We start from the raw sequence: 24,813 nt of genomic DNA, 5'->3' as shown, positions 1-24,813 counted from the left end.
ACAGAATCCGTTATCAGAATGACAGGCCAGGCGAGAGGGTCGCCGGTAGCGTCAGCGTTTCGCTGACCAGGGAGGCCATTGGCCACGCGCAGTAATCGGCGGCATACCACGCCGAAGCGCGATGGTTGCCGGAAGCCCCCACGCCGCCAAAAGGCGCTTTACTGGAGGCGCCGGTCAGCGGCTTGTTCCAGTTAACGATCCCGGCGCGTGCCTCGTCGGCAAGCTGCGCAAACAGCGCCGGATCGGCGGAAATGAGCCCTGCTGCCAGCCCATAACGGGTGTGGTTAGCAATGCGGATCGCCTCATCAAAGGTGTCATAGCGGATCACGGTCAACAGCGGGCCGAAGTACTCTTCATCGGGAACATCCAGGCCGGTGACGTCGATAATGCCCGGCGTTAAGACCGTGGAGCGCGGGTCCGGCTGACGCAGGCGCAGCAGGATATTGCCGCCCAGTTCTTCCAGTTTGTCCTGCGCCGCCAGCATCCCCTGCGCCGCCTGAAGCGAGATCACTCCGCCCATAAACGGCTGTGGTTCGGCGTCCCATTTTCCGCTGCGAATCCTCGCGCTGGCCTCAACCAGCCGCTGCAGCAGCGCATCGCCTTCGGCGCCGCGTTTGACCAGCAGCCGACGCGCGCAGGTGCAGCGCTGTCCGGCAGAGATAAAGGCGGATTGAATAATCACGTTCAGCGCCGCGTCGCTGTCGGTCACGTCGGCGACGATCAGCGCGTTGTTGCCGCCCATCTCCAGCGCCAGCATTTTCTCCGGCTGGCCGCTGAGGTAGCGATGGAAATGGAACCCGGTAGAAGCGCTGCCGGTAAACAGCACGCCGTCGATATCCCGGTTTTCCAGCAACGCCTGGCCGGTCTCTTTCCCCCCTTGAATCAGGTTGATAACGCCGTCCGGGATCCCGGCCTGCAGCCACAGCTGCACCGTCAGTTCGGCGGTGGCGGGGGTCAATTCGCTCGGCTTAAACACCACGGTATTCCCGGCAATCAGCGCCGGAATAATGTGTCCGTTCGGCAGGTGACCGGGGAAATTGTAGGGGCCGAAAACGGCCATCACGCCGTGCGGCTTGTGGCGCAGCAGCGCTTTACCGTCCGGCATCGCCGTTTCGCGCTGGCCGGTACGCTCGCTGTAGGCTTCAATCGAGATGCCCGCTTTGCCAATCATCGCCTGCACTTCGGTCCGGGTTTCCCACAGCGGCTTGCTGGTTTCCCGGGAGATAAGCGTCGCCAGCGCCTCTTTTTGCGCTTCCAGCAGGGCCGCAAATCGCTGAACGCAGGCGATGCGCTCCGCCAGCGGTCGGTGGGACCAGGCATAGAATGCCCCGCGCGCCGCCGCGCAGGCCGCCTGCACCTCCGCCGCACCGGCGCTGGCCGCCTGCCACAGGACGGATTGATCTTCCGGAGCCAGTTTGGTCAGCGTTGCGCCGCTCCCCTGCTGCCATTGCCCTGCGATTAACTGTGCATTTATCGCCATGATGTTCTTGCCTCCGGATGTAAAGTCACCGCATGAACCCGGTCGGTTTCATTCACCGCCAGTGCGTCCAGCGCGGCCTGATTAAGTTGCGGTTGATCGTCCGGCGATATCAATACCGCGCGGAACTGTTCGAACTGGTTGTTGGCGACGATAAGCGGCGTCGAGCGCTCCGTCATCAGCTGCATGGCCGGAATATACTGGCTCTCGCTGATGGCCCTGATGGCGTCAGTTTCGGCTTCCAGTACCGGGCCGGCATCAAAAATGTCGACCGAACCGCGCCAGCTGAATCCCTCTTTCTCGAGAATCGCCCGCGCCGGCGAGGTATTGGCATGCACCTGGCCTATCGCTTCGCGGGCGTCATCCGGCAGCAGCGACACGTAAATCGGGTACGCCGGCATCAGTTCGGCAATAAAGGTTTTCATTCCCGTACCGGTCAGCCGGTCGGCATCGGCAAACGGAATGTCGAAAAAGTGATGGCCCAGCGCGTCCCAGAAGGGGGAATTGCCCTGCTCATCGCTACGCCCGCGCAATTCAGCAAACAGATGCGGTGAAAACAGCTCTCTGAAGGCGGCGATAAACAGGAAGCGCGCCTTCGACAAAAACAGACCATTACGGTTTTTCTGATATTCCGGGTCAAGGAACAGCGTGCACAGCTCGCTGTGTCCGGTATGGTCGTAGCTGAGGTTCAGCAACTCCTGATTTTTATATACCCCCAGCTCTTTCGAGGCGCGGACGGTACGCTGCAGGCGGAAATTATAAAACGGCTCATCGAGGCCCACGGCGACTTCAATGGCGCTGACCCCCACGACCCGCGCCAGGCGGGTATCTTCCAGCACAAAGAGGAAGCCCTGCTGGCCGCGCGGCAGCTTACCGGCAAAGGTCTCGACGCTGCGCTGGATCCGCGCGGCCAGCCGCGCGGGGTCGTTGGGTAACGAGGTCATGCCGACCCCCGCCCGCGACGCGAGGCGGATAATATCGTCGAGGTCATCTTGCCGAACGGGACGAAATAGCATCATAAACCGTCTCCCGATTAGCGCGTCAGGCGGGCGACGGCGCGTTCAAGGCGCACGAAAGCGTCCTCAATGTCCGCCAGCGGAATATTGAGCGCCGGTGCAAAGCGCAGAACATCGGGACCGGCAATCAGCGCAATGAGACCCTCTTCCGCTGCCAGATTGGTCAGGGTTTTGGCCTGGCCGCGCAGATGGCTGGCCAGCTCCGCGCCGATCAGCAGCCCCATACCGCGTACCGCACTAAAGAGATCGTAGCGGGCGTTCAGCGCATTCAGCTTCTCGACGATAAGGTCATGCCGCCGGGCGACGCCGGCCAGCAGCTGGTCATCCAGCTGTGCCAGAACGGTATTGGCGACCGTCGCCGCCAGCGGATTGCCGCCGAAGGTGGTGCCGTGGGTGCCTGGCTGGAAAACCTGAGCCCAGGCCTCTTTGGCCAGCATCGCCCCGATCGGGAAACCGCCGCCGAGTCCTTTAGCGCTGGTGAGAATATCCGGCACCACGTTGTAGTGCTGGTAGGCATACAGCGTGCCGGTACGTCCGGCGCCGGTCTGGACCTCGTCAAAAATCAGCGCCGCATCGTGCTGGTCGCACAGTTCGCGCAGCGCCTGCAGGAACGCCGGGTCGGCAGGCATCACGCCGCCTTCGCCGATAATCGGTTCGACGATCACCGCGCAGGTGCGGTCCGATATTGCCGCTTTGACCGCCGCGATATCGTTATAGGGCAGATGGGTAATATCCTGCGGCAGCGGCGCATAATCGCATGAGTATTTCGGCTGCCCGCCAACCGTCACGGTAAACAGCGTGCGGCCGTGGAAAGCGTTCTGGAAGGCGATGATTTCGCTTTTTTCGCCGCCGGACTTATCGTGGGCATATTTTCGCGCCAGTTTCAGCGCCGCTTCATTGGCTTCCGCCCCGGAGTTACAGAAGAACACCTTATCGGCAAAGGTCGACTCCACCAGCGTTTTCGCCAGCTGCAGCACCGGTTCATTGGTATAGCCGTTGCCGATATGCCAGAGGTTATCAAGCTGAGATTTCAGCGCCGCAACCAGCGCCGGATGGGTGTGCCCGAGAGAGTTAACGGCAATACCGCCCGCTAAATCGATATATTCTTTACCCTGCTGATCCCAGACTTTCGAGCCCGCCGCCTTCACTGGAATAAAGGGCGCAGGGGCAAAACAGGGAACCATGTAAGAATTAAAATCTTCACGAGTCATAGAGCCTGACATAACAATTCTCCGGAACGAATATTGGCATTATTCAGTGGGCCAATCATGGTGAGTCGACATTAACAATTCCCCGCGCCTTGTTTTACGGGCGAACGAGCCCGTTGCGATGAAGGTAAATTCACCACAATAAAACAAAGCCTTTTTATATTTATGGGTATTTGTTAACTCTCAGTTAATACCTTGTGTATTGCGTGCCCTCATGCTGGGCCCTGTCGCGTAACAAAGTCAATACCGGCACTGTCATTTTATTCACTTTTTGAAGATCATCAAGATAATGATAAATATGAAAAAATTATTTTACCATTCACTAAAGTGCATAAAATATGCATACAAATGCACAACATGACCGCGTTTTTCGGTGCGTAGTTATGCAATCAAAAAACCAAATTTCTAACAAAAATTTAAAATTCTGAATGCCCGTCAAATACCGGTTTATAAAATTGGTGATAACATTCATTGCACAGAGTTTACTGCTGTACCTATTCCACGGTTTCACACGACATAAATAACATTGAGAACAGGACTCTTATGGAAAAGTTATCTTACGCATCTGAAAGTAGTACATCTCCATGGACAACCTACCTGCGCCAGATCGACCGCGTCGCGCCTTATCTGGGCGATCTCGCCTACTGGGTGGAAACTCTGCGTCACCCCAAACGCGCGCTGATTGTCGACATTCCGGTGCAGATGGATGATGGCACCATCCGCCACTTTGAAGGTTACCGCGTACAGCACAATCTATCGCGTGGACCGGGTAAAGGTGGTGTTCGCTACCATCCAGACGTTGACCTGAACGAAGTGATGGCACTTTCTGCCTGGATGACCATTAAGTGCGCCGCGGTCAATATTCCTTACGGCGGCGCCAAAGGCGGCGTTCGCGTCGACCCGTTCAGCCTGTCAGAAGGCGAGCTGGAACGTCTGACCCGCCGCTATACCAGCGAAATCGGTCTGATTATCGGGCCGCAGAAAGATATTCCGGCCCCGGACGTCGGCACCAACGGTAAAGTGATGGCGTGGATGATGGATACCTACTCCATGAACCATGGCACCACCATTACCGGCGTGGTGACCGGCAAGCCGATTCACCTCGGCGGTTCGCTGGGACGTGAAAAAGCGACCGGGCGCGGCGTCTTTATTACCGGCCGTGAAGTCGCCGGTCGTTCCGGAATTGAAATTGAAGGCGCGAAAGTGGCGCTGCAAGGTTTCGGTAACGTCGGTAGCGAAGCCGCACGCCTGTTCGCCGAAGTGGGCGCGCGGATCGTGGTGATTCAGGACCACACCGCCACCCTGTATAACGAAGGGGGCATTGATATGGCCGCCCTGACCGCATGGCAGGCTGAGAAGAAACAGATTGCCGGTTTCCCGGGCGCCCGTGAAATCGACAAAGATGCCTTCTGGACCACCCAGATGGACATTCTGATCCCTGCCGCGCTGGAGGGTCAGATCACTCGCGAGCGCGCGGAAAAACTGACCTGTAAGCTGGTGCTGGAAGGAGCGAACGGCCCGACCTATCCGGAAGCGGATGATGTCCTTGCCGAACGCGGCGTCGTCGTGGTTCCTGACGTTATCTGTAACGCCGGCGGCGTGACCGTCAGCTACTTCGAATGGGTCCAGGACATGGCGAGCTTCTTCTGGAGCGAAGAAGAGATCAACGCCAAGATGGACCGCATCATGACTGACGCGATCATTCACGTTTGCGAGAAGGCCGCGGACAAAGAGTGCTCTCTGCGTACCGCAGCCTATATCGTCGCCTGTGAACGCATTCTGATGGCGCGTAAAGACCGCGGTATCTATCCTGGTTAAGGATGCCGCAATCACCGCCCGGGCTATAGCCCGGGCTTTTTTTTGCCCGCGCCCGGGCATGCCACCAGCCGCGCCCTTTCCCGGTCCGTTCCTCCCCCTCCCTGCGTGTCTGGTTGTGACGTCTCCCCCCCTGATAAGCGCAGGTAGTGTTAACAACTTTTTAGCATCTGCCCTTGAATTTGGTTTTCCATCAGGAATAGAATCGTTAGAGCTCTAATGATTTTGTCAGGATCGGATACGAAGAAGACTATGGATAACCGCCAGCTTACCTTTTCCCATTTGTTGTATCTCACGGCCCACCACTGGCGGCTGGCGGTCAATCGCCGGCTGAAAGACCTCGGAATGAGTCAGGCCAGCTGGGTCGCGGTGGCGGCCATTGCCCGCAACGCCGAGCCGCTGTCGCAAATTGAGCTGGCCCAGGAACTGGGCGTGGAAAGCGCCACCATCGTTCCACTGGTCAATCGCCTTGTCGGGCTGGGGCTGGTCGAGCGCGTTATCACCGAGCGCGATAAACGCAAACGGCTGCTGGTCGCCACCGAGAAGGGGCTTGAGGTCTATCAACAGGTCAAAGCCGTGGCCGACGCCCTGCGTGAAGAGATCCTCAGTTCCATCAGCGCCGAGGAGCGCGAGCACACTCAGCGGGTGCTGGAAAAACTGCTGCGCGAGCTGGAGAAAAAATAATGCCGCGCCGCGAGAGTAATCCCTATCGCCCTCATGACTGGGCGCCGCATGAGAAACCCGCGCTGCTCGGCTCGCCGTCCACGCCGATTCACAGTCCTCCGAAGCGCATCGCCTATGGTATCGTCGGGCTGCTGGTGTGCCTGACCGGCGCGCTGGGTAATGCGGTCGTGACCGCCAACCTGCAAAACCTGCAGGGGACCTTTGCCGCGTGGTCCACCGAAATCGCCTGGCTGCCCGCAGTGTACGTGATGACCAACGTGTCGATTAACCTGCTGCTGGTGAAATTCCGCCAGCAGTTTGGCCTGCGCGCCTTTACCGAAGGCTTCCTCGTGCTCTATGTGCTGGTGACCTTTTTTCACCTCTTCGTCAACGATCTCAGCTCGGCGATGATGGTCCGCGCCGCCCACGGCATGGTGGCGGCAGCGCTCAGTTCTTTGGGTATCTATTATCAGGTGCAGGCGTGGCCCGCTCGCCATCGTTTGAAAGCGTTGACGATTGGTATTACCGGCTCTTCTCTGGCGATCCCCATTGCCCGCCTGTTCTCCACCGAACTGTTACAGCTTGACGAATGGCGCGGACTCTACTTCTTCGAACTGGGGCTGGCGCTGATCTCCCTTGCCTGCGTTATCGTGCTCAAACTGCCGCCCAGCGATCGGAAAAAGGTGTTCGAGAAAAAGGATTTCATTACCTTCATGTTGCTGGCGCCTGGGATGGCGCTGGTCTGCGCGGTCCTGTCGCTTGGCCGTCTCGACTGGTGGTTTGAAGCCCCGTGGATTGGCTGGTCGCTGGCGGGCGCGGTGGTGTTAATTGTCTCGGCCATTGTTTTTGAGCACAACCGCAGCAACCCGCTGCTCAATACGCATTGGCTTTCCAGCGGCAGTATCCTGCGCCTGGGGTTGATTATGCTGCTTATTCGCATCGTCCTGGCGGAGCAAAATACCGGGGTTATCGGCTGGCTACAGTATGCGGGGCTGCAAAACGAACAGATGGGCACCCTGGCCTGGTCGATTTTCGCCGGCATCCTCAGCGGGATTGTCGCCAGCTGTCTGACCCTCAATCCGCAGCGGCTCTACTGGCCGATCGCCACCGCGCTGGCCTGCATTATGATAGCCTCGCTGCTCGACAGTCAGTCCACCATCCTGACTCGCCCGGAGCAGCTGATGTTCAGCCAGTTCTTACTCGGCTTCGGCAGCGCCTTTTTCCTCGCTCCGGCGATGCTCGCCGGGATCGGCGGCGTCATTGCCGACCCGCGCAACCTGGTCAGTTTTTCGGTGCTGTTTGGCATGAGCCAGAATATCGGCGGCCTGCTGGGTTCGGCTATTCTCGGCACCTTCCAGACCTGGCGTGAGAAGTTCCACTCCAGTCAGTTGGCCGATCAGCTCACCACCCTGAACCCGTTAATTACCGAGCGCCTGCAGCAGTACAGCCAGCTGTACCAAAGCCAGATTGGCGACAGCACCCTGCTGAACGTGCAGGCCAGCACGCTACTGCAAAACGCCGCGACGCTGCAGGCCAATATTCTTGCCTACAATGACACCTATCTTCTGACCGCGGCGATTTCCGCCGGGACGCTGATCTGGGTGTTCTGGCGGTTGATAAGACTGCGTGTTACCGCCCGTATCGCGCTGAAACGCGCGACGGGCAGCAAATAACATTGATAATTTTTACTCTGGAGTCGTTATGAGTCAGCAGGATGCGGCCAGGCAACAGGCCAACACCCGCAATAATATCCGCGTGGTATCTATTTTTACCGCCGCCGCCATCGGCCTTATCGGCGTACTGGCGATTTTGTACGCCTGGCAACTGCCGCCGTTTACCCGGCACAGTCAGTTCACCGATAACGCCTATGTGCGCGGACAGACCACCTTTATCAGTCCGCAGGTCAGTGGCTATGTCACCGCCGTCAACGTGCAGGATTTTGATAATGTCAAACCGGGACAGGTGCTGTTCCAGATTGATGACCGTATCTATAAACAGCGCGTTCACCAGGCGCAGGCGACGCTGGCGATGAAACAGGCGGCGCTGAAAAATAACCTGCAGCAGCGCAAAAGTGCCGAGGCGGTCATTCAGCGTAACGAAGCGGCGCTGCAAAACGCCCGCGCGCAGAACCAGAAAAACCAGGCGGATTTAAAACGCGTGCAGGATTTGACCGCCGACGGTTCACTGTCCATTCGCGAACGCGATTCTGCCCGGGCCAGCGCGGCGCAAGGTTCCGCCGATATCGAACAGGCAAAAGCAACGCTGGAAATGTCGCGCCAGGATCTGCAATCAACCATCGTAAACCGCGATGCGCTGGCCGCCGACGTCGCCAGCGCCGGCGCGGCGCTGGAGCTGGCGGAAATCGATCTGAACAACACGCGCATTGTCGCCCCCACCGCCGGTCAGCTCGGACAAATATCCGTGCGCCTCGGCGCCTACGTTAGCGCCGGTACCCACTTAACCTCGCTGGTGCCGCCGCAGCATTGGGTGATCGCCAATATGAAAGAGACCCAGCTGGCACAAATTCGCATCGGCCAGCCCACCACCTTTAGCGTTGATGCGCTGAACGGTGAAACATTCAGCGGTACCGTACAGAGCATCTCGCCGGCGACCGGCGTTGAGTTCAGCGCCATCTCCCCGGATAACGCCACCGGCAACTTCGTCAAAATCGCCCAGCGCATTCCGGTACGCATTGCCGTGAATGACGGACAGAAGAACAGTTCGCGACTGCGCCCGGGGATGTCGGTGCAGGTCACCATCGATACACGCGAGGGAGCGCAGCCATGATCCGCCCGCTGACTCTCGCGCTGGCCCTGGTCCTGATCGGCTGTCAATCGGCGGACGTTCAGCGGGCCGGGCCGTCATTACAGATCCCGGCCGCCTGGCGTGCCGCTGTCGGGCCGACCAGCCCGGTGGAAGGCGTATGGTGGCGCAACTTTCACGACAGCCAGCTCAATCGCTATGTCGACCAGGCGCTACGCTACAACAGCGATGTCCTGATCGCCCGTGAACGGGTCAATGAGTATCAGGCCCGGGCCTACGCCACCGACAGCACCCTCTTTCCAGCGCTGGATGCCTCATTGACCGGCTCCCGCGCGCGGGCGCAGTCCGCCGCAACCGGCCTGCCCGTGCACAGCACGGTCTACAAAGGCGGATTAACCGCCAGCTATGATGTGGATATCTGGGGCGCCAACCGCAGCGCGGCCAGCGCCGCGCAGGCGAGTCTGGAGGCGCAAAAAGCCGCCGCCGCCGCCGCCGATCTCACCGTCGCCACTTCGGTGGCCGCGGGGTATCTGACGCTGCTCTCGCTGGATGAACAGCTGCGGGTCACCCGGCAGACGCTGAAATCGCGCCAGGACGCGTACAACCTGGCTAAACGTCAGTTTGAGACCGGCTATACTTCGCGCCTGGAGCTGATGCAGGCAGATTCCGAACTGCGTTCAACGCGCTCGCAGATCCCGCCGCTTCAGCACCAGATAGCTCAGCAAGAGAACGCCCTGAGCGTCCTGACCGGCAGCAACCCTGGCAGCATTCAGCGTCAGGATTTCGCCCGACTGACGCCGCTCGCACTGCCGTCCCAGCTGCCCTCCACGCTCCTGAACCGCCGTCCGGATATCGTTCAGGCCCAGCGGCAGCTGATTGCCGCCGATGCCACGCTCGCCTCATCGCAGGCGCAGCTCCTGCCGTCGATCAATTTGACCGCCACCGGTAGCCTGCAGGATCGGACTCTGCCGGACCTGCTCGATAACCCGCTGCGGCTGTGGAGCCTTGGCGGCAGTATTCTCGCCCCGTTGCTCAACCGCCAGGCGCTCAATGCGCAGGTGGATGTGTCGATGGCGCAGCGCAACCAGGCGCTGTACGGTTATGAGAAGACGGTGCGCGGCGCGTTTCAGGAAGTGAATGACAGTCTTGATGCCATCGCCCGCTATGGCGAGCAGTTAAATGAACTCCTCAGTCAACAGGAGGTGGCGCAGGAAACCTTGCGCATTGCGCAGAATCGCTACCGTAACGGCTACTCCTCCTATCTTGACGTACTGGACGCCCAGCGCACGCTGTTCGCTACGCAGATTAGCGTTGTGCAGGTGAAAAACAATCTGCTGCTGGCGCAGGTGGATTTATACCGGTCGCTGGGAGGCGGCTGGTCTGACTCATCAGGGACGTAACGCGGGAAATCGCCTATGCAACAACAATGGTCTGCCGTAGACAGTTATCTGATTGATACTTTAATTCCCCACGATCCGCTGCTCAGCCAGGTGCTGGCGAATAATCAGCGCGCCGGGCTGCCCGCTTTTGACGTCGCCGCGAATCAGGGGCAGTTTCTGGCGCTGCTGGTGCGCATGGTGAGGGCGCAGCGGGTGCTGGAAATCGGTACACTCGGCGGATACAGCACCATCTGGATGGCTCGTGAGCTGCCGGAAGATGGCGAGCTGCTGACCCTGGAGGCCGATCCGCACCATGCCGCGGTGGCCCGAGAAAATCTGCGCCTGGCAGGGGTCGATGAGCAGGTTACGCTGCGGGAAGGTCCGGCGCTGCAGACCCTCGAATCCCTCGGCGATCGCCCGCCTTTTGATCTGATTTTTATTGATGCCGACAAACCCAGTAACCCCGACTATTTACGCTGGGCCTTGCGTTATTCCCGAGCGGGAACATTGATTATCGGCGATAACGTGGTGCGCGACGGCGAGGTGGCGAACCCGCACAGCGAGGACGATCGCGTGCAGGGGGTGCGACGCTTTATCGAGATGATGGCCGACGATCCGCGTCTGACGGTCACGGCGCTGCAAACGGTAGGCAGTAAAGGCTGGGATGGGTTTACGCTGGCGTGGGTGAACGGCTAATCATCCGCGACGCTGCCCGGACAGCGGCGCGACGCCGTTATCCGGGTAAGCAGGTCAAGCGATTGCTTAAACCCCGTCGCCCGCGCCAGCGGGAACGTCCGCAGCTTGCAAATCGTCGCTTACGCGACGATTTGTTCCATAGCCTGCAGCACCCGCTTGTCGGAGATGGGATATGGCGTTCCGAGCTGCTGGGCGAAGAAGCTGACGCGCAGCTCCTCAATCATCCAGCGAATCTCCTGCACATCCGCATCCCCACGCCGCCCCGGCGGTAGCTTATTCAGCCACTGCTGCCAGGCCTGCTGGATGCTCTCCACTTTGAGCATCTGCACCCGGTCGCGGTGCGGATCGATGGCCATTTTCTCCAGTCGTTTTTCAATCGCCTGCAGATAGCGCAGGGTATCCCCCAGTCGGCGGAAACCGTTGCCGGTCACGAAGCCGCGATAGACCAGCCCGCCCATCTGCGCCTTAATATCCGACAGCCCCAGCGCCATGCTCATGTCGACGCGCCCTTTCAACCGCTTATTGATGTTAAACACCGCGGTCAGAATCTGTTCGACCTGTTTGGCTATCTCCACCACCGTCTCATTCAGTTCGGCGCGCACCTTATCGTGCAGTTTCGCGAAATCCTCCTCGCTCCACACCGGGCCGCCCGCCTCATCGATAAGTTTATCGACGCCACAGGAGATACAGTCATCAATCAGATCCAGCACTTTGCCATAAGGGTTAAAATAGAGCCCCAGCTTGGCTTTATTCGGCAGCTTCTCATGCAGATACTTAATCGGCGACGGGATATTGAGCAGCAGCAGACGGCGCAGCCCCTGCCACATCGCCTGCTGCTGCTCCAGCGGATTATCAAACAGCTTAATCGCCACGCTGTCGCGTTCATCCACCAGCGCCGGCCAGGCTTTCACCTTATAGTTGCCGCGTTTTTGCTCGTAGCTCTCCGGCAGTTGACCGAAACTCCAGATATGCAGCCCGCTCTGCTCGATACCATCGTCGGCAACGGCAGAAAGCGTCTCCTGCACTTTGCCCTTCAAGGCCTCTTTTAACTCCTGCAGCGAGCGCCCTTCCGCGAGCTTTTTGTTCTGGTCATCCACCACCCGGAAGGTGATTTTCAGATGATCGGGCACCTGTTCCCACTGCCAGGCTTCGCGGTCGATGGTCACGCCGCTCATACGCCGCAGCTCGCGCTCCAGCGAATCCAGCAGCGGCAGCTCCAGCGGCGTCGCGCGGCCTAAAAACGCCTCGGCGTAGTTCGGCGCCGGCACGAAATTACGCCGCACCGGTTTTGGCAGCGATTTGATCAGCGCGATAATCAGCTCACGGCGCAGACCGGGAATCTGCCACTCAAATCCGGCCTCTTCGACCTGGTTGAGCAACGGCAGCGGAATATGTACCGTCACCCCATCGGCATCAGCGCCCGGTTCAAACTGATAGGTCAACCGCAGCTTCAGGTTGCCCTGATGCCAGAAGTTCGGATAGTCCAGCTTGCTGACCTGCTCCGCCCCCTCTTTGATCAGCATACTCTTTTCAAAGTTGAGCAGATCCGGCGTGTCGCGGCTGGCCGCTTTCCACCACTTATCGAAGTGACGCGCGGAAATAACGTCATGGCTGATACGCTGGTCATAGAAATCGAACAGCGTATCGTCATCCACCAGAATGTCGCGGCGGCGCGATTTATGCTCCAGCTCTTCAATTTCCGTGCGCAGCCTGTTGTTGTCGCGGAAGAAGGCGTGACGCGTCTGCCAGTCCCCTTCCACCAGCGCATGGCGGATAAACAGCTCGCGGCACAACGCCGGGTCTATCTGGCTATAGTTCACTTTACGGGCGGCGACGATCGGCAGACCGTAGACGGTCACTTTCTCCGTCGCCATCACCGCCCCCTGCGCCCGCTCCCAGTGCGGTTCGCTGTATGACCGTTTAAGCAGGTGCTGCGCCACCGGTTCTATCCATTCCGGGTCGATGCGGGCGGCAATCCGTCCCCACAGGCGGCTGGTTTCCACCAGTTCGGCGACCATCGTCCACTTCGGCGGTTTCTTGAACAAACCGGATCCCGGGAAGATAGAGAAACGCGCATTGCGCGCCCCGGTAAACTCCTGCTTATCGTTATCTTTCATCCCGATGTGCGACAGCAGACCGGTCAGCAGCGCGGTATGGATTTCGCGATACTCCGCCGGCTCGCTGTTAATCGGCAGCCCCAGCTCTTTCACCACCTGGCGCAGCTGGGTGTAGATATCCTGCCATTCACGCACCCGCAGATAGTTGAGAAAATCGGTGCGGCACTGGCGACGGAACTGGTTCGAGGAGAGCGCCTTTTGCTGCTCGCCGAGGTAGTTCCACAGGTTCACAAACGCCAGGAAGTCGGACTCTTTATCGTGGAAACGGCGATGTTTCTCATCGGAGGCCTGCTGCTTGTCCATCGGGCGCTCGCGCGGGTCCTGAATCGACAGCGCCGAGGTGATGATCATCGCCTCGCGCACGCAGCCGTGTTTTTGTGCTTCCAGCACCATCCGCGCCAGGCGCGGGTCAACCGGCAGCTGGCTGAGCTGACGGCCCATCGGCGTCAGCTTATAGGCGGTCTGCTGCTCGTCGGTGGTAATCGCCCCCAGCTCCTCGAGCAGACGCACGCCGTCCTGGATATTGCGCTTATCCGGCGCTTCAACGAACGGGAACGCGGCAATATCACCGAGGCCCAGCGCGGTCATTTGCAGGATCACCGACGCCAGGTTAGTACGCAGAATTTCCGGGTCGGTAAATTCCGGGCGCGAGAGGAAATCGTCTTCCGAATAGAGACGAATACAGATCCCTTCAGACACACGGCCGCAGCGGCCTTTACGCTGGTTAGCAGAGGCCTGAGAAACCGGCTCAATCGGCAGACGCTGCACCTTGGTACGATAGCTATAGCGGCTGATGCGCGCGGTACCGGGATCGATAACGTACTTAATGCCCGGAACGGTCAACGAGGTTTCGGCGACGTTGGTCGCCAGCACGATCCGCCGCCCGCTGTGGGACTGGAAGACGCGGTTCTGTTCGCTGTTCGACAGCCGCGCATACAGCGGCAGGACTTCGGTATGGCGCAGATTGAGCTTATTGAGCGCATCGGCGGTATCGCGAATTTCGCGCTCGCCGCTCATAAAGATCAGGATATCGCCGGGACTTTCACGTCCCAGTTCATCAACGGCATCGAAGATCGCCTGCAGCTGATCGCGTTCGGTATCGTCGGCATCTTCAACGATTGGCCGGTAGCGCACTTCCACCGGGTAAGTTCGGCCGGACACTTCGATAATCGGCGCGTGGTTAAAGTGGCGCGAAAATCGTTCCGGGTCGATGGTTGCCGAAGTGATGATAATTTTCAGGTCCGGGCGACGCGGCAGCAGTTCCCGTAAATAGCCGAGCAGGAAGTCGATGTTCAGGCTACGTTCGTGCGCTTCATCGATGATGATGGTGTCGTACTGCATCAACAGCCGATCCTGCTGGATTTCCGCCAGCAGAATACCGTCGGTCATCAGCTTGACCATGGTGTTGTCGCTAACGTGGTCGCTAAAACGAACTTTATAACCGATGCAGCCGCCCGGTTCGCTTTGCAGCTCTTCGGCGATACGGTTGGCCACGGTGCGCGCCGCCAGACGACGCGGCTGCGTATGGCCAATCAGCCCTTTCACCCCGCGCCCCAGCTCCATGCAGATTTTCGGCAGCTGGGTGGTTTTACCGGAGCCGGTCTCCCCTGCCACGATAACCACCTGATGGTCGCGAACCGCCTGCAAAATCTCCTCTTTTTTCTGGCTGACCGGCAGATTTTCCGGGTAGGTAATCGTTGGGCGCGAGGCTTCACGCAGCAGGACTCTCCCTGCGGCTTGTTCGATCTCCTGCGCCATCTCCTGAAGAATAGTCTGCTGGGCTTCAGGATTTTTAACCTTCTTCACGCCATGCAGGCGACGGGAAAAGCGTGACTTATCACGCAGCATCAGGCCATCAAGCCGTTGGAATAGCTGAGAGAAGGTGAACTTTTGTTGTTCTGTCATAGCGTTATCGGGCAGTGCACTGCCGGGAAAAATCTCTTGTGATGTATTGCTGTATATTACCACATCTGCGAATCGCATGCCTTGTTCAAAAAAATTGAATACAGGGTTCGATTTATTGCGCTTTCTCTGTGGCATGATTGTGAATACAGTGTCAACAAGCACCAGGGCATCGACCCGTCAATCTCATATAAGGAAACACCCATGAGCAAAGTATTAGTACTGAAATCCAGTATTCTGGCAGGGTACTCACAATCCGGTCAGCTGTCCGACTATTTTGTTGAACAATGGCGCGAACAGCACGCTGACGATGTTATCACCGTGCGTGACCTGGCAGCCAATCCGATTCCGGTACTGGATGGTGAACTGGTTGGCGCGCTGCGTCCGAGCGATGCCCCGCTGACGCCGCGTCAGCAGGAAGCGCTGGCGCTGTCCGACGAACTGATCGCCGAGCTGAAAGCGAATGACGTGATTGTCATCGCGGCGCCGATGTATAACTTCAACATCCCGACCCAGCTGAAAAACTACTTCGACCTGGTGGCTCGCGCCGGTGTGACCTTCCGCTACACCGAAAAAGGACCAGAAGGTCTGGTTACCGGTAAACGTGCGGTTGTGCTGACCAGCCGTGGCGGTATCCATAAAGACACCCCGACCGACCTGGTCACGCCGTACCTGTCTACCTTCCTCGGCTTCATCGGTATCACCGACGTGAACTTTGTCTTCGCAGAAGGCATTGCTTATGGTCCGGAAGTCGCAGCCAAAGCGCAGTCCGATGCCAAAGCGGCCATCGACAGCGTGGTTGCAGCATAAGATTTCCACTCCCACCGCCCGGTGGGAGTGTTTTTTTCGCCCTCTCCCCATTCCCCTTACGCACCGCCTCGTAGAATGCAGCTGAAGGCGTCTTCGACTAAAATGGCGCAAGCGCTGGAAAGCAGCGTGGATAGCATTAAAGCCGGTAATCCAGGCGACGTAACCCCATGGAACTCGCGGCAAAAGTGCTGGCGGCGATTCAGGCGCACCCTGCACTCTTTCGCGAGCGGGCTAAATATGAGGCCCCCGATGCCCAAGGGCTCTTGTTCAGGATGATGATTTCGGCCGCAGGTTCTCGTCAAACTCCAGCCGTTTTCTCTCCGGCTCGGCTTCTTTTAACGGCTCCACCTGATGCAGCGACTGCTTGCAGCGCTCCACCAGCACCTGGTATTCCCGCGTCCCCTGTTTTTTCCACGCGATTTCCTGCTCGCTTAAGGTGCGGATCGCTTTTGCCGGACTGCCGACAATCAGATGGTTGGCCGGCATCTCCGCTTTCGCCTTCACAAACGCCGATGCGCCGACAATGCTGTTCTCACCGATGGTCGCGCCGTCGATAATCACCGCGCTCATTCCCACCAGCGCGTTGCGGCCAATGACGCAGCCGTGAAGAATTGCCCCGTGGCCGATATGCCCGTCCTCCTCCACCACCGTATCCTGACCGGGGAAGCCGTGCATCACGCAGTTATCCTGAATGTTAGCGCCGTCTTTAACCACAATCCGCCCAAAATCGCCGCGCAGGCTGGCATTAGGGCCAACGTACACGCCTTTCCCGAGGATCACATCGCCAATCAGTACCGCCGTGGGATGCACGTAGCTTTCATCCGGCACAACGGGAGTCATACCGTCAATCTGATAAATCGGCATCAAGCCTCCTTAGGCGCCTGGCAAACCGCCAAAACGCTGATAATAGAGCGGCCCCGGCGCAGGCAGTTCCCCCACCGAGCTTTCCCCTTTTTCGCCGACGAAGGTCAGCGCGCCGGGAGCGACCCGCTGGTAAATATTGATGCACAGCTGGCGCGCGGTTTGTCCGGCCCAGTGCGCAGGCAGTAGCTCCTCCGGCAGCAGCGGATCTTTGAGCACCACGCGACGATAGAAATGGATCAGCAGCAGCTGGATCTGGAAGCAACGTTGCGGCGTTAACTCGTCGGCATCGGCATCGCGCAGCAGCGGTAGCAGCGGGCGAAACAGTGCAATAAAGGTGTCGTACATCGTGTTCTGCTCGGTCAAATGCCAGCACTCTTCCACACGGGCGCGCAGCGCCGCCTGGGAGAGCGCCAATGGCGAATGGGCTTCAAAACAGATCACGTTTTCCGCCACGCCCGCTTCGTGCAGCAGCGACTGGACATCGGCCATTTTTTGCGATGGCGAGGCAAGCAGACTCGGTGCCAGGGCGCCAAAGCCTTGCCACAGCAGCTGCTTTTTCACTTCCGCCAGCTGATTTTTCTCCAGCCCTTCCGACAGCAGCAGCAGCCAGGTCCCGTCCCATTCCGGCGCGCTGGCGCGGTAGATTTTATGCTCCGCCCGGCGCGTCAGACGCAGCCCTTTGTCGCTCAGACGATAGAAACTGCGTCGGCCGATGCGTACCACATCCAGCCACTCCTCTTTGTTCAGCCGGAACAGCGCCGTGCGCACGAACCGTTCGCCAAAGCCCAGCCCTTCCAGCAGCGCGGCCACGCTGCCGAGCCACACTTCTCCACCGCGCTGTAGCAAGGAATCTCCGTACAGCGAGGCGATCAGCGAAGTGCCGCTGATTGGCATCGCTTCGACCGCCTGTTGAATAAAAGTATCGAGTTTACTCATTTGATTCATTCTGTTGTTATTGTTGTCCTTTCTGAATCATAGCACAGGAAAATCCCCGGTAGCGCAGGCTTACCGGGGATCGGGTCTGGTGCCCGGGTCGGCGCAAGCCGCCACCCGGGAAGACTCGGCTTAACCGTTGGCGACGATTTTGCGCAGGTCGGAGACGCGGCAGGCCTTGCCTTCCGAGCGAGGGATACTTCCGCAGTTGACGATGCTAATATCCGTCGAGATCCCGACCATCGACTTAATTCGGTGACGCAGCTGATGGCAGATCTGGCAGCGCTGCTCATGACTCAGCGACAAGCTGCTCTCTTTCAACTCGACGCGGACCGAAAGTGAATCAAGATGGCCGCGACGATTGACTTCCAGCTGATAGTGCGGCGACAGATGCTCGACTTTCAGAATCTCCTCTTCCAGTTGCGACGGGAAGACGTTGACCCCGCGAATAATCAGCATATCGTCACTGCGCCCGCTGATGCGATCCATCCGGCGCATGGTGCGCGCGGTGCCCGGCAGCAGGCGGGTCAGATCGCGAGTACGGTAGCGAATCACCGGCAGCGCCTCTTTGGTCAGTGTGGTAAACAGCAGCTCGCCGTGTTCGCCATCCGCCAGCGGCGTACCGTCGTTGGGGTTAACCACTTCCGGGAAGAAGTGATCTTCCCAGATAGTCGGACCGTCGGCGGTTTCCAGACACTCCATCGCTACCCCCGGCCCCATCACTTCCGACAGGCCGTAAATATCCAGCGCGGAGATCCCCAGCCGACGCTCAATCTCCCCCCGCATCGCCAGCGTCCACGGCTCGGCGCCGAAGACGCCGACCCGCAGCGAGCAGCGGCTGGCGTCGCCGCCCATCTGGCGCTCCAGCTCTTCAATCAGGTTCAGGCAGTAGGAAGGCGTCACCATAATCATGTCCGGCTGGAAATCGCGGATCAGCTGTGCCTGTTTTTCCGTCTGGCCGCCGGACATCGGGATCACCGTGGCTCCCAGGCGCTCTGCGCCGTAGTGCGCGCCGAGACCGCCGGTGAATAGCCCGTAGCCGTAGGCAACATGAATTTTATCTTTTGCCGTACCGCCGGCGGCGCGCAGCGAACGGGCAACGATATTGGCCCAGGTGTCGATATCATTCTGCGTATAGCCCACCACCGTCGGTTTGCCGGTGGTGCCGGAAGAGGCATGAATACGCACAATTTGTTCCATCGGTACCGCAAAGGTATCAAACGGATAGTTATCGCGCAGATCCTGTTTGGTGGTACACGGGAATTTGCTCAGGTCGCTCAGTTCGCGAAAATCCTCAGGATGGACGCCCGCCGCGTCAAATTTACGCCGGTACATCGGCACATTGTCATAGGCATGTTTCAGCGTCCATTTCAGGCGCTGGGTTTGCAAAGCTTGTAATTCGTCACGAGAAGCAGTTTCAATCGGATCTAATTTTGTATTAGTTATCATTTTAGGGTACTCGCAGGTAAAGTCGCTCACACTCGCTCAAGGATCATGGCAATGCCCTGACCCACGCCAATACACATCGTACACAGCGCATAGCGCCCGTTCCGTCGCTGCAGCTCCAGGCTGGCGCTCAATGCCAGCCGCGCGCCGCTCATTCCCAAGGGATGACCTAAGGCGATAGCACCGCCGTTGGGGTTAACATGCTCCGCATCGTCCGCCAGCCCCAGCTGCCTGAGCACGCCCAAGGCCTGCGCAGCAAAGGCTTCGTTCAGTTCGATAACATCCATATCGTTAATATTCAGTCCGGCGCGCTCCAGCACTTTGCGTACCGCCGGCACCGGCCCCAGCCCCATAAACCTGGGCTCCACGCCCGCGGTCGCCATCGCCACAATTCGTGCACGTGGGGTTAACCCCTGCGCCCGCGCCTGCTGTTCGCTGGCGATAATCAGCGCGGCGGCGCCATCGTTCACCCCGGAGGCGTTTCCGGCGGTGACCACGCCGCCTTTGCGAAACGGCGTTTTTAGCCCGGCCAGCTGTTCAAGGGTGGTCTCCGCCCGCGGGTGTTCGTCCTCGCGAACCGCGCTCACCGCCCCTTTCTTGCCAATAATTTGCACCGGCACGATTTCCTGCGCCAGAATCCCCGCCCGCTGCGCTTTCGCCGTCAGCTGCTGGCTGCGAAAAGCGAAGGCATCCTGATCGGCCCGGCTGATGTTTAACAATTCAGCTACATTCTCTGCCGTTTCCGGCATACTGTCAGTGCCAAATTGCTGCTGCATGAGCGGGTTCACAAAACGCCAGCCGATGGTGGTATCAAACAGCTCGGCCTGGCGCTGGAACGGCGCGCTGGCTTTGCCCATCACAAACGGCGCCCGCGACATCGATTCCACGCCGCCGGCAATCAGCAGATCCGCGTCGCCGGCTTTGATGGCGCGTGCGGCAAAGCCGATCGCATCCAGGCCGGAACCACACAGCCGGTTGATGGTGGTGCCGGAGACCGTCTGCGGATATCCCGCCAGCAAGGTCGCCATATGCGCCACGTTGCGGTTATCTTCCCCGGCCTGGTTCGCACAGCCGAAAATCACATCATCGATGACCGAGGGATCGAGACCCGGGTTACGGCTCAGCAACTCTCGCAGTGGAATGGCGGCTAAATCATCGGCGCGAACGCTGGCCAGCGCCCCGCCGTAACGACCAATCGGCGTACGAATCCCATCACAGATAAAGGCGTCACGCATCAGACTTCTCCCGTTATTGTGCCGCCGATGCGGTGCGATTTGCCGCGAAACAGGGCCACAATCTTTTGTTGTTGATTAACAATTTCAATGTCGTAGACGCCGGTCAGTTTCCCCTGCTGCTTCACCCGCGCCGTGGCGACCAGCCGGTCGCCGGCAAACGCCGGACGCAGGAAGTCGATACTGGCGGCAGATGCCACCGCCGCCAGCCCCTGGCTGTTGCAGGCGTAGGCAAAGGCGGTATCGGCCAGCGAAAACAGCTGTCCGCCGTGACAGGTCTGATGGCCGTTAAGCATGGCTGGCGAGACGGTCATGCTCATCTGCGCATAGCCGTCATCCATTTCAATCATCTCGATGCCCAGGGTTCTGGCGCAGGTATCTTTTTCGTACATCGCGCGCGCGTTGCGCCAGGCCTCATTGTTCATTACGCTGCTCCACAAGCGCTTTCTGGCGCAGTAAGGAACCGGGGCGATAACGCTCTTCGCCATAGTGCTGTTGCAGGTTTTCCAGCATGCGCAGCACGCGCTGCCAGCCCACCGATTCGCCCCACGCCAGCGGGCCATGCGGGTAGTTGACGCCCAGGCGCATCGCGGTATCGATATCTTCCGGGCTGGCGACCCCTTTTTGCACCGCGTCGAGCGCTTCATTAATCAGCATGGCGAGGGTACGCCAGACCAGCAGACCGGGATAATCGGCAATCAGCAGCACTTTCTTGCCCTGCTGCTGGAAATAGCGCACCGCTTTGTCGGTCGCCGACGCCGGGTTCGTCGCCGCCGTTGCCAGAACCACGGTGTCACCCGCGCAATAGTCATATACCACCACCGGGCAGCCATACTGCACGCTCAGCGCCTGGGCGGTTTCGCCTTCCGTTTCCAGCACACGAACGTCGTCCAGGGCGATCGTGACCCTGCCGGTGACACTGTCACCTGTTGTATGGACTGCTTTGGCCCCGCAGGTTTCAGCCACAGCGGCCAGCGCCGGCACGGATGCGCTCTCAAGGGGCCAGCGATAGACGCCCTGTCCGCTCTTCTTGCCCAGACGCCCGGCCAGCGCCAGCTCCTGCTGGACCAGCGACGGCAGAAAACGGCGGTCCTGCCAGAACGCGTTAAACACCGAACAGGTGACGGCGAAGTTGACGTCCTGACCAATCAGGTCGGTCAACGCCAGCGGCCCCATCGGGAAACCGCCGCCGTCGCGCAGCGCGGCATCAATCACCGCCGGGGGAGCCACCTGCTCCTCCAGCGCCCGCCACGCTTCGGCGTAGAACGGCCGCGCCACGCGGTTAACGATAAACCCCGGCGTCGAACGGCAGCGTACCGGCTGCTTTCCCCATGCCGTAACGCACCGGCACAGCTGTTCAACCACTTCCGGCGATGTCGCCAGACCACTCACCACCTCCACCAGTTTCATCACCGGCGCTGGGTTAAAGAAGTGCAGACCGGCCACCCGTTCAGGGTGCTTTACATCGGCGGCAATGGCGGTAATGGAGATCGATGAGGTATTGCTGGTCAGCAGCGTTGACGGGGAGCAGATCGCCGCCAGCTGGCTGAAAAGCGCTTTTTTGACATCCGGGCGCTCTGACGCCGCTTCAATCACCAGCCAGGCGTCGGCCAACGCGGCTAACTCGGTGACCGGAACAAGGCGGGAGACCAGCGCATCCGCCTGGTCCGCCGTCAGCTTGCCTCGCGCCACGCGGGCGGCCAGACGCTGACGAATGCCTTCCACCGCGCGGGTCAGCGCCTCGGTGGCGATATCGTAGAGCAGGACAGGATGTCCGGCCGCGGCGGCCACTTCCGCAATGCCGGCCCCCATCGTGCCGGCGCCGATCACGGCGACGGTTTGCAGTGTTTGGCTCATGGTCTATTTCCCGCTGAACTGTGGAGGACGCTTCGCCAGGAAGGCACTGACGCCTTCCCGATAGTCATCGCTGCGTCCGGCCAGACGCTGATAGTCGCGCTCAAGATCCAGCTGCGCATCGAGGCCGTTGGTCTCCGAGACCTGGAGCGCTTTTTTGATAAGCCCCAGCCCGAAGGTCGGCTGCGTCGCCAGATGGCGGGCCAGCTGACGACTGGTATCGGCCAGCTCGGCATCCTCCACCAGTTGCCAGATCATCCCCCACTGAGCGGCCTGTTCGGCGCTGAGCTTCTCACCCAGCAGCGCCAGCCCCATTGCCCGGGCGCGCCCGGCCACTCGCGGCAGGAACCAGCTACCGCCGCAGTCGGGTACCAGCCCCAGCTTGCTGAAGGCCATCACAAAATTCGCCGACCGCGCGGCGAGAACAATATCGCAGCCCAGGGCGAGGGTGGCGCCCGCGCCGGCCGCCACGCCGTTCACCGCGGCAATCACCGGCTTCGGCAGCGCCGCCAGACGGCGCACCAGCGGGTTATAGAAACGCTCAACGGACAGGCCCAGATCCGGCGCCGGACCGCTGGGGTCGACGTTGCGATCATTTAAATCCTGGCCGGCGCAAAAACCGCGTCCGGCACCGGTAATCAGCAGGCAGCGCACGTTGTCATCGCGCTCGGCCTGAGTCAGACAGGCCGCCAGCTGCTGATGCATAAGGTCGTTAAAGCTGTTAAGACGATCCGGGCGGTTAAGGGTAATCGTCATCACACCCTGTTCTACTTCGCTGAGAATAAAAGCGTCCACGATTAGCGTCCTTTAAATTCCGGGGTTCGTTTTTGTAAGAAGGCGTCAATACCTTCGCGGCGATCGTCGGTGGCGCTCAGCAATGTAAACAGCTGGCGCTCCTGTTGAAGACCGGCCTGAAGGCTCACTTCCTGCGCCTGGCGCAGCGACTGTTTCGCCGCATGCAGCGCCAGCGGTGAATGACCGGCGATGGTCGCCGCCAGCTTCAGGGCATATTCGTCGGTCAACAGCGCTGGGGTTATCTCACTCACCAGACCGGCCTGTTGCGCCCGCGGCGCATCAATACTTTCGCCGCTCAGCACCATCCGGCTGGCCAGCGCTTTCCCTACGCAGCGGATCAGACGCTGGGTGCCTCCGGCGCCAGGCATAATGCCGAGGGTGATCTCCGGCAGGCCGAAGCGCGCGTTATCGCCCGCCACCACCAGGTCGCAGAGCAGCGCCAGCTCGCAGCCCGCCCCAAGGGCGTAGCCGTTCACAGCGGCGATCAGCGGTTTCGGAAAGGCATCAATCCGCGCCCACAGACGCGGGCGAATATCGTCCATCGTGGCGGGCAGGTCTTTTTCCGCCATTTCGTTCAGGTCGGCGCCGGCGGCAAAGAAACGGCGGTTGCCGCCGATCACGCAGGCACGGATATCCGGGTCAGACGCCGCCGCGTCCAGCGCGTCGGCAATCTGCGTCAGCAGCGCGTTATTCAAGGCATTACGCGCCTGCGGACGATTCAGGGTCAGCAGCAGGACCCGCTGGTGACGGGCTATCAGCAGATCGCTCATGCCATTCCCCTTGCGTCAAAGTCGACCACCACGTCGCCGCTGGTCGGCAACGCCTGGCAGCTCAGCACATATCCGGCAGCCAGTTCGTCCGCTTCCAGGCTGTAGTTGGCCGCCATCGCCACTTCGCCGCGCAGCACTTTACATTTGCAGGTGGCGCAGACGCCGCCTTTACAGGCGAAGGGCAAATCCGCCCCCTGGCGCAGCGCCGCATCCAGAATGCTGTCATCTTCCGCGGTGAGGGCAATCTGCCGATCGCGGCCGTCCTGACGAATCGTGACGGTGCGGCCTTCAGCCTGCACGCCGGTGGCGCGTTTAGCGCGACTTCCGGGGGTATTAAAGCGCTCAAGATGAATCTGGTTTTCCGCCATCCCCAGCTCGCGCAGCGCCGCTTCAGCTTCATCCATCATCACCGCCGGACCGCAAATAAAGGCCTCGTCGAAGCGGCTGAAATCGAGCAGTCTGGCAGAGAGCGCGCGCAGTTTGTCGCCATCAATGCGCCCCTGCAGCAAATCGCTGTCCATCGACTCCTGACTGAACAGATGCACCACCTGCAGCCGCTGCGGGTAGCGGTCTTTTAAATCCGCCAGCGCCTGACGAAACATCATGCTGCTGCTACTGCGGTTGCCATAAATCAGGGTGAAGCGGCTATGCGCTTCGGTGGCGAGCGTGGCGCCAATAATCGCCATCATCGGCGTGATACCGGATCCGGCGGCAATCGCCAGATAGTCAGCCTCGCGCCCGGCCTGCGGCTGGTAGCCGAAATGCCCCTGCGGCACCATCACCTCCAGCACCATGCCCTGGCAGATATCGCTCTGCGCATAGCGGGAAAAACGTCCGCCGTCGATGGCTTTGACCGCCACGCTGATTTCCGCCGGCGAGCGGCTGCGACAGATGGAGTAGCAGCGGCGCAGCTCTTCCCCGCCGAGGCGGGTTTTCACGGTCAGATGCTGGCCCGGACGGAAGGCATATTCCGCCTGCAGCGCGTCGGGAATCGCAAAGGTAATGGTCACCGCATCGCGGGTTTCCGGCTCCACTTTCGCGACGGTAAGCGAATGAAACGTCGTCATGGCAAC

Annotated in this window: 20 protein-coding genes; 7 read left to right on the top strand and 13 right to left on the bottom strand. The window is 59.8% G+C overall.

Annotation, left to right across the window (positions count from 1 at the left end):
* Positions 1-13: 13 nt before the first annotated feature.
* Genes astD through MC50_RS20285 form a run of 3 tightly spaced genes read right to left on the bottom strand, consistent with a single transcriptional unit; the run spans position 14 to position 3,716 of the window.
* Positions 14-1,480, bottom strand: coding sequence for a succinylglutamate-semialdehyde dehydrogenase (gene astD / locus MC50_RS20295; RefSeq protein ID WP_047664829.1), 1,467 nt, complete (start codon positions 1,478-1,480; stop codon positions 14-16).
* Entirely contained in the window at positions 1,471-2,493 is a 1,023-nt protein-coding gene (gene astA / locus MC50_RS20290) for an arginine N-succinyltransferase (protein WP_164673315.1), read from the bottom strand. Before astA ends, astD begins: the two co-directional genes overlap by 10 nt.
* Before the next feature lie 17 nt (positions 2,494-2,510).
* Positions 2,511-3,716, bottom strand: coding sequence for a bifunctional succinylornithine transaminase/acetylornithine transaminase (locus tag MC50_RS20285; RefSeq protein ID WP_032687954.1), 1,206 nt, complete (start codon positions 3,714-3,716; stop codon positions 2,511-2,513).
* Between the two features lie 528 nt (positions 3,717-4,244).
* Between MC50_RS20285 and MC50_RS20275 the strand changes: the two genes are divergently transcribed.
* The 6 genes from MC50_RS20275 (at position 4,245) to MC50_RS20250 (ending at position 11,017) form a co-directional block, all read left to right on the top strand.
* Complete coding sequence (locus MC50_RS20275) at positions 4,245-5,519, top strand: Glu/Leu/Phe/Val family dehydrogenase (RefSeq protein ID WP_004861355.1); 1,275 nt, start codon at positions 4,245-4,247, stop codon at positions 5,517-5,519.
* 249 nt (positions 5,520-5,768) lie between these two features.
* A complete protein-coding gene (locus MC50_RS20270) occupies positions 5,769-6,200 on the top strand; it encodes a MarR family winged helix-turn-helix transcriptional regulator (RefSeq protein ID WP_047664828.1) in 432 nt (143 codons plus the stop codon).
* A complete protein-coding gene (locus MC50_RS20265) occupies positions 6,200-7,852 on the top strand; it encodes an MFS transporter (protein ID WP_032687958.1) in 1,653 nt (550 codons plus the stop codon). The genes MC50_RS20270 and MC50_RS20265 overlap by 1 nt, the downstream gene beginning before the upstream one ends.
* 28 nt (positions 7,853-7,880) lie before the next feature.
* Positions 7,881-8,966, top strand: a complete 1,086-nt coding sequence (locus tag MC50_RS20260) for an HlyD family secretion protein (protein WP_032696322.1) — start codon at positions 7,881-7,883, stop codon at positions 8,964-8,966.
* The gene (locus tag MC50_RS20255; protein ID WP_047664827.1) at positions 8,963-10,342 is read left to right on the top strand and encodes an efflux transporter outer membrane subunit; all 1,380 of its coding nucleotides are present in this window, start codon (positions 8,963-8,965) and stop codon (positions 10,340-10,342) included. Before MC50_RS20260 ends, MC50_RS20255 begins: the two co-directional genes overlap by 4 nt.
* 15 nt (positions 10,343-10,357) lie before the next feature.
* Positions 10,358-11,017 carry an O-methyltransferase gene (locus MC50_RS20250; protein WP_047664826.1) on the top strand — a complete coding sequence of 220 codons (660 nt, stop codon included), beginning with the start codon at positions 10,358-10,360 and terminating at the stop codon, positions 11,015-11,017.
* Positions 11,018-11,136: 119 nt separating this feature from the next.
* On the opposite strand, the gene hrpA is transcribed toward MC50_RS20250, so the two are convergent.
* Positions 11,137-14,982 (bottom strand): ATP-dependent RNA helicase HrpA, encoded by a 3,846-nt coding sequence (gene hrpA, locus MC50_RS20245; protein WP_267284456.1) that lies wholly within the window; start codon positions 14,980-14,982, stop codon positions 11,137-11,139.
* Positions 14,983-15,240: 258 nt separating this feature from the next.
* Between hrpA and azoR the strand changes: the two genes are divergently transcribed.
* A complete protein-coding gene (gene azoR / locus MC50_RS20240; protein WP_032687963.1) occupies positions 15,241-15,846 on the top strand; it encodes an FMN-dependent NADH-azoreductase in 606 nt (201 codons plus the stop codon).
* A 267-nt stretch (positions 15,847-16,113) separates the two neighbouring features.
* On the opposite strand, the gene paaY is transcribed toward azoR, so the two are convergent.
* The 9 genes from paaY to paaE form a co-directional block, all read right to left on the bottom strand.
* Positions 16,114-16,710, bottom strand: a complete 597-nt coding sequence (gene paaY / locus MC50_RS20230) for a phenylacetic acid degradation protein PaaY (protein ID WP_032687964.1) — start codon at positions 16,708-16,710, stop codon at positions 16,114-16,116.
* 9 nt (positions 16,711-16,719) lie between these two features.
* Positions 16,720-17,646: a phenylacetic acid degradation operon negative regulatory protein PaaX gene (gene paaX / locus MC50_RS20225; RefSeq protein WP_163922586.1), complete on the bottom strand. Its 927-nt coding sequence runs from the start codon at positions 17,644-17,646 to the stop codon at positions 16,720-16,722.
* Positions 17,647-17,775: 129 nt separating this feature from the next.
* The gene (gene paaK / locus MC50_RS20220; RefSeq protein ID WP_032700076.1) at positions 17,776-19,092 is read right to left on the bottom strand and encodes a phenylacetate--CoA ligase PaaK; all 1,317 of its coding nucleotides are present in this window, start codon (positions 19,090-19,092) and stop codon (positions 17,776-17,778) included.
* 26 nt (positions 19,093-19,118) lie between these two features.
* Positions 19,119-20,324 (bottom strand): 3-oxoadipyl-CoA thiolase, encoded by a 1,206-nt coding sequence (gene pcaF, locus MC50_RS20215; RefSeq protein ID WP_046852603.1) that lies wholly within the window; start codon positions 20,322-20,324, stop codon positions 19,119-19,121.
* Positions 20,324-20,746 (bottom strand): hydroxyphenylacetyl-CoA thioesterase PaaI, encoded by a 423-nt coding sequence (gene paaI, locus MC50_RS20210; protein WP_032687967.1) that lies wholly within the window; start codon positions 20,744-20,746, stop codon positions 20,324-20,326. Before paaI ends, pcaF begins: the two co-directional genes overlap by 1 nt.
* Complete coding sequence (gene paaH, locus MC50_RS20205; RefSeq protein ID WP_047664824.1) at positions 20,736-22,178, bottom strand: 3-hydroxyacyl-CoA dehydrogenase PaaH; 1,443 nt, start codon at positions 22,176-22,178, stop codon at positions 20,736-20,738. Before paaH ends, paaI begins: the two co-directional genes overlap by 11 nt.
* A 3-nt stretch (positions 22,179-22,181) precedes the next feature.
* Positions 22,182-22,970 (bottom strand): 2-(1,2-epoxy-1,2-dihydrophenyl)acetyl-CoA isomerase PaaG, encoded by a 789-nt coding sequence (gene paaG, locus MC50_RS20200; protein WP_032700035.1) that lies wholly within the window; start codon positions 22,968-22,970, stop codon positions 22,182-22,184.
* A 2-nt stretch (positions 22,971-22,972) separates the two neighbouring features.
* Positions 22,973-23,740: a 2,3-dehydroadipyl-CoA hydratase PaaF gene (gene paaF / locus MC50_RS20195; protein WP_047664823.1), complete on the bottom strand. Its 768-nt coding sequence runs from the start codon at positions 23,738-23,740 to the stop codon at positions 22,973-22,975.
* Positions 23,737-24,807, bottom strand: coding sequence for a 1,2-phenylacetyl-CoA epoxidase subunit PaaE (gene paaE, locus MC50_RS20190; protein WP_047664822.1), 1,071 nt, complete (start codon positions 24,805-24,807; stop codon positions 23,737-23,739). The genes paaF and paaE overlap by 4 nt, the downstream gene beginning before the upstream one ends.
* Positions 24,808-24,813: the final 6 nt, after the last annotated feature.

The sequence above is a fragment of the Klebsiella planticola genome, from assembly GCF_000783935.2.
Lineage (GTDB): Bacteria > Pseudomonadota > Gammaproteobacteria > Enterobacterales > Enterobacteriaceae > Klebsiella > Klebsiella planticola.
The sequence above is the reverse complement of the archived record's forward strand: the minus strand, read 5'-3'. Positions and strand labels throughout refer to the sequence as shown.

What these genes read in the sequence shown, in the direction of transcription:
- astD (WP_047664829.1), bottom strand. Translation starts at nt 1,480, where the DNA reads ATGGCGATAAATGCACAGTTAATCGCAGGGCAATGGCAGCAGGGGAGC.
- astA (WP_164673315.1), bottom strand. Translation starts at nt 2,493, where the DNA reads ATGCTATTTCGTCCCGTTCGGCAAGATGACCTCGACGATATTATCCGC.
- MC50_RS20285 (WP_032687954.1), bottom strand. Translation starts at nt 3,716, where the DNA reads ATGTCAGGCTCTATGACTCGTGAAGATTTTAATTCTTACATGGTTCCC.
- MC50_RS20275 (WP_004861355.1), top strand. Translation starts at nt 4,245, where the DNA reads ATGGAAAAGTTATCTTACGCATCTGAAAGTAGTACATCTCCATGGACA.
- MC50_RS20270 (WP_047664828.1), top strand. Translation starts at nt 5,769, where the DNA reads ATGGATAACCGCCAGCTTACCTTTTCCCATTTGTTGTATCTCACGGCC.
- MC50_RS20265 (WP_032687958.1), top strand. Translation starts at nt 6,200, where the DNA reads ATGCCGCGCCGCGAGAGTAATCCCTATCGCCCTCATGACTGGGCGCCG.
- MC50_RS20260 (WP_032696322.1), top strand. Translation starts at nt 7,881, where the DNA reads ATGAGTCAGCAGGATGCGGCCAGGCAACAGGCCAACACCCGCAATAAT.
- MC50_RS20255 (WP_047664827.1), top strand. Translation starts at nt 8,963, where the DNA reads ATGATCCGCCCGCTGACTCTCGCGCTGGCCCTGGTCCTGATCGGCTGT.
- MC50_RS20250 (WP_047664826.1), top strand. Translation starts at nt 10,358, where the DNA reads ATGCAACAACAATGGTCTGCCGTAGACAGTTATCTGATTGATACTTTA.
- hrpA (WP_267284456.1), bottom strand. Translation starts at nt 14,982, where the DNA reads ATGCTGCGTGATAAGTCACGCTTTTCCCGTCGCCTGCATGGCGTGAAG.
- azoR (WP_032687963.1), top strand. Translation starts at nt 15,241, where the DNA reads ATGAGCAAAGTATTAGTACTGAAATCCAGTATTCTGGCAGGGTACTCA.
- paaY (WP_032687964.1), bottom strand. Translation starts at nt 16,710, where the DNA reads ATGCCGATTTATCAGATTGACGGTATGACTCCCGTTGTGCCGGATGAA.
- paaX (WP_163922586.1), bottom strand. Translation starts at nt 17,646, where the DNA reads ATGAGTAAACTCGATACTTTTATTCAACAGGCGGTCGAAGCGATGCCA.
- paaK (WP_032700076.1), bottom strand. Translation starts at nt 19,092, where the DNA reads ATGATAACTAATACAAAATTAGATCCGATTGAAACTGCTTCTCGTGAC.
- pcaF (WP_046852603.1), bottom strand. Translation starts at nt 20,324, where the DNA reads ATGCGTGACGCCTTTATCTGTGATGGGATTCGTACGCCGATTGGTCGT.
- paaI (WP_032687967.1), bottom strand. Translation starts at nt 20,746, where the DNA reads ATGAACAATGAGGCCTGGCGCAACGCGCGCGCGATGTACGAAAAAGAT.
- paaH (WP_047664824.1), bottom strand. Translation starts at nt 22,178, where the DNA reads ATGAGCCAAACACTGCAAACCGTCGCCGTGATCGGCGCCGGCACGATG.
- paaF (WP_047664823.1), bottom strand. Translation starts at nt 23,740, where the DNA reads ATGAGCGATCTGCTGATAGCCCGTCACCAGCGGGTCCTGCTGCTGACC.
- paaE (WP_047664822.1), bottom strand. Translation starts at nt 24,807, where the DNA reads ATGACGACGTTTCATTCGCTTACCGTCGCGAAAGTGGAGCCGGAAACC.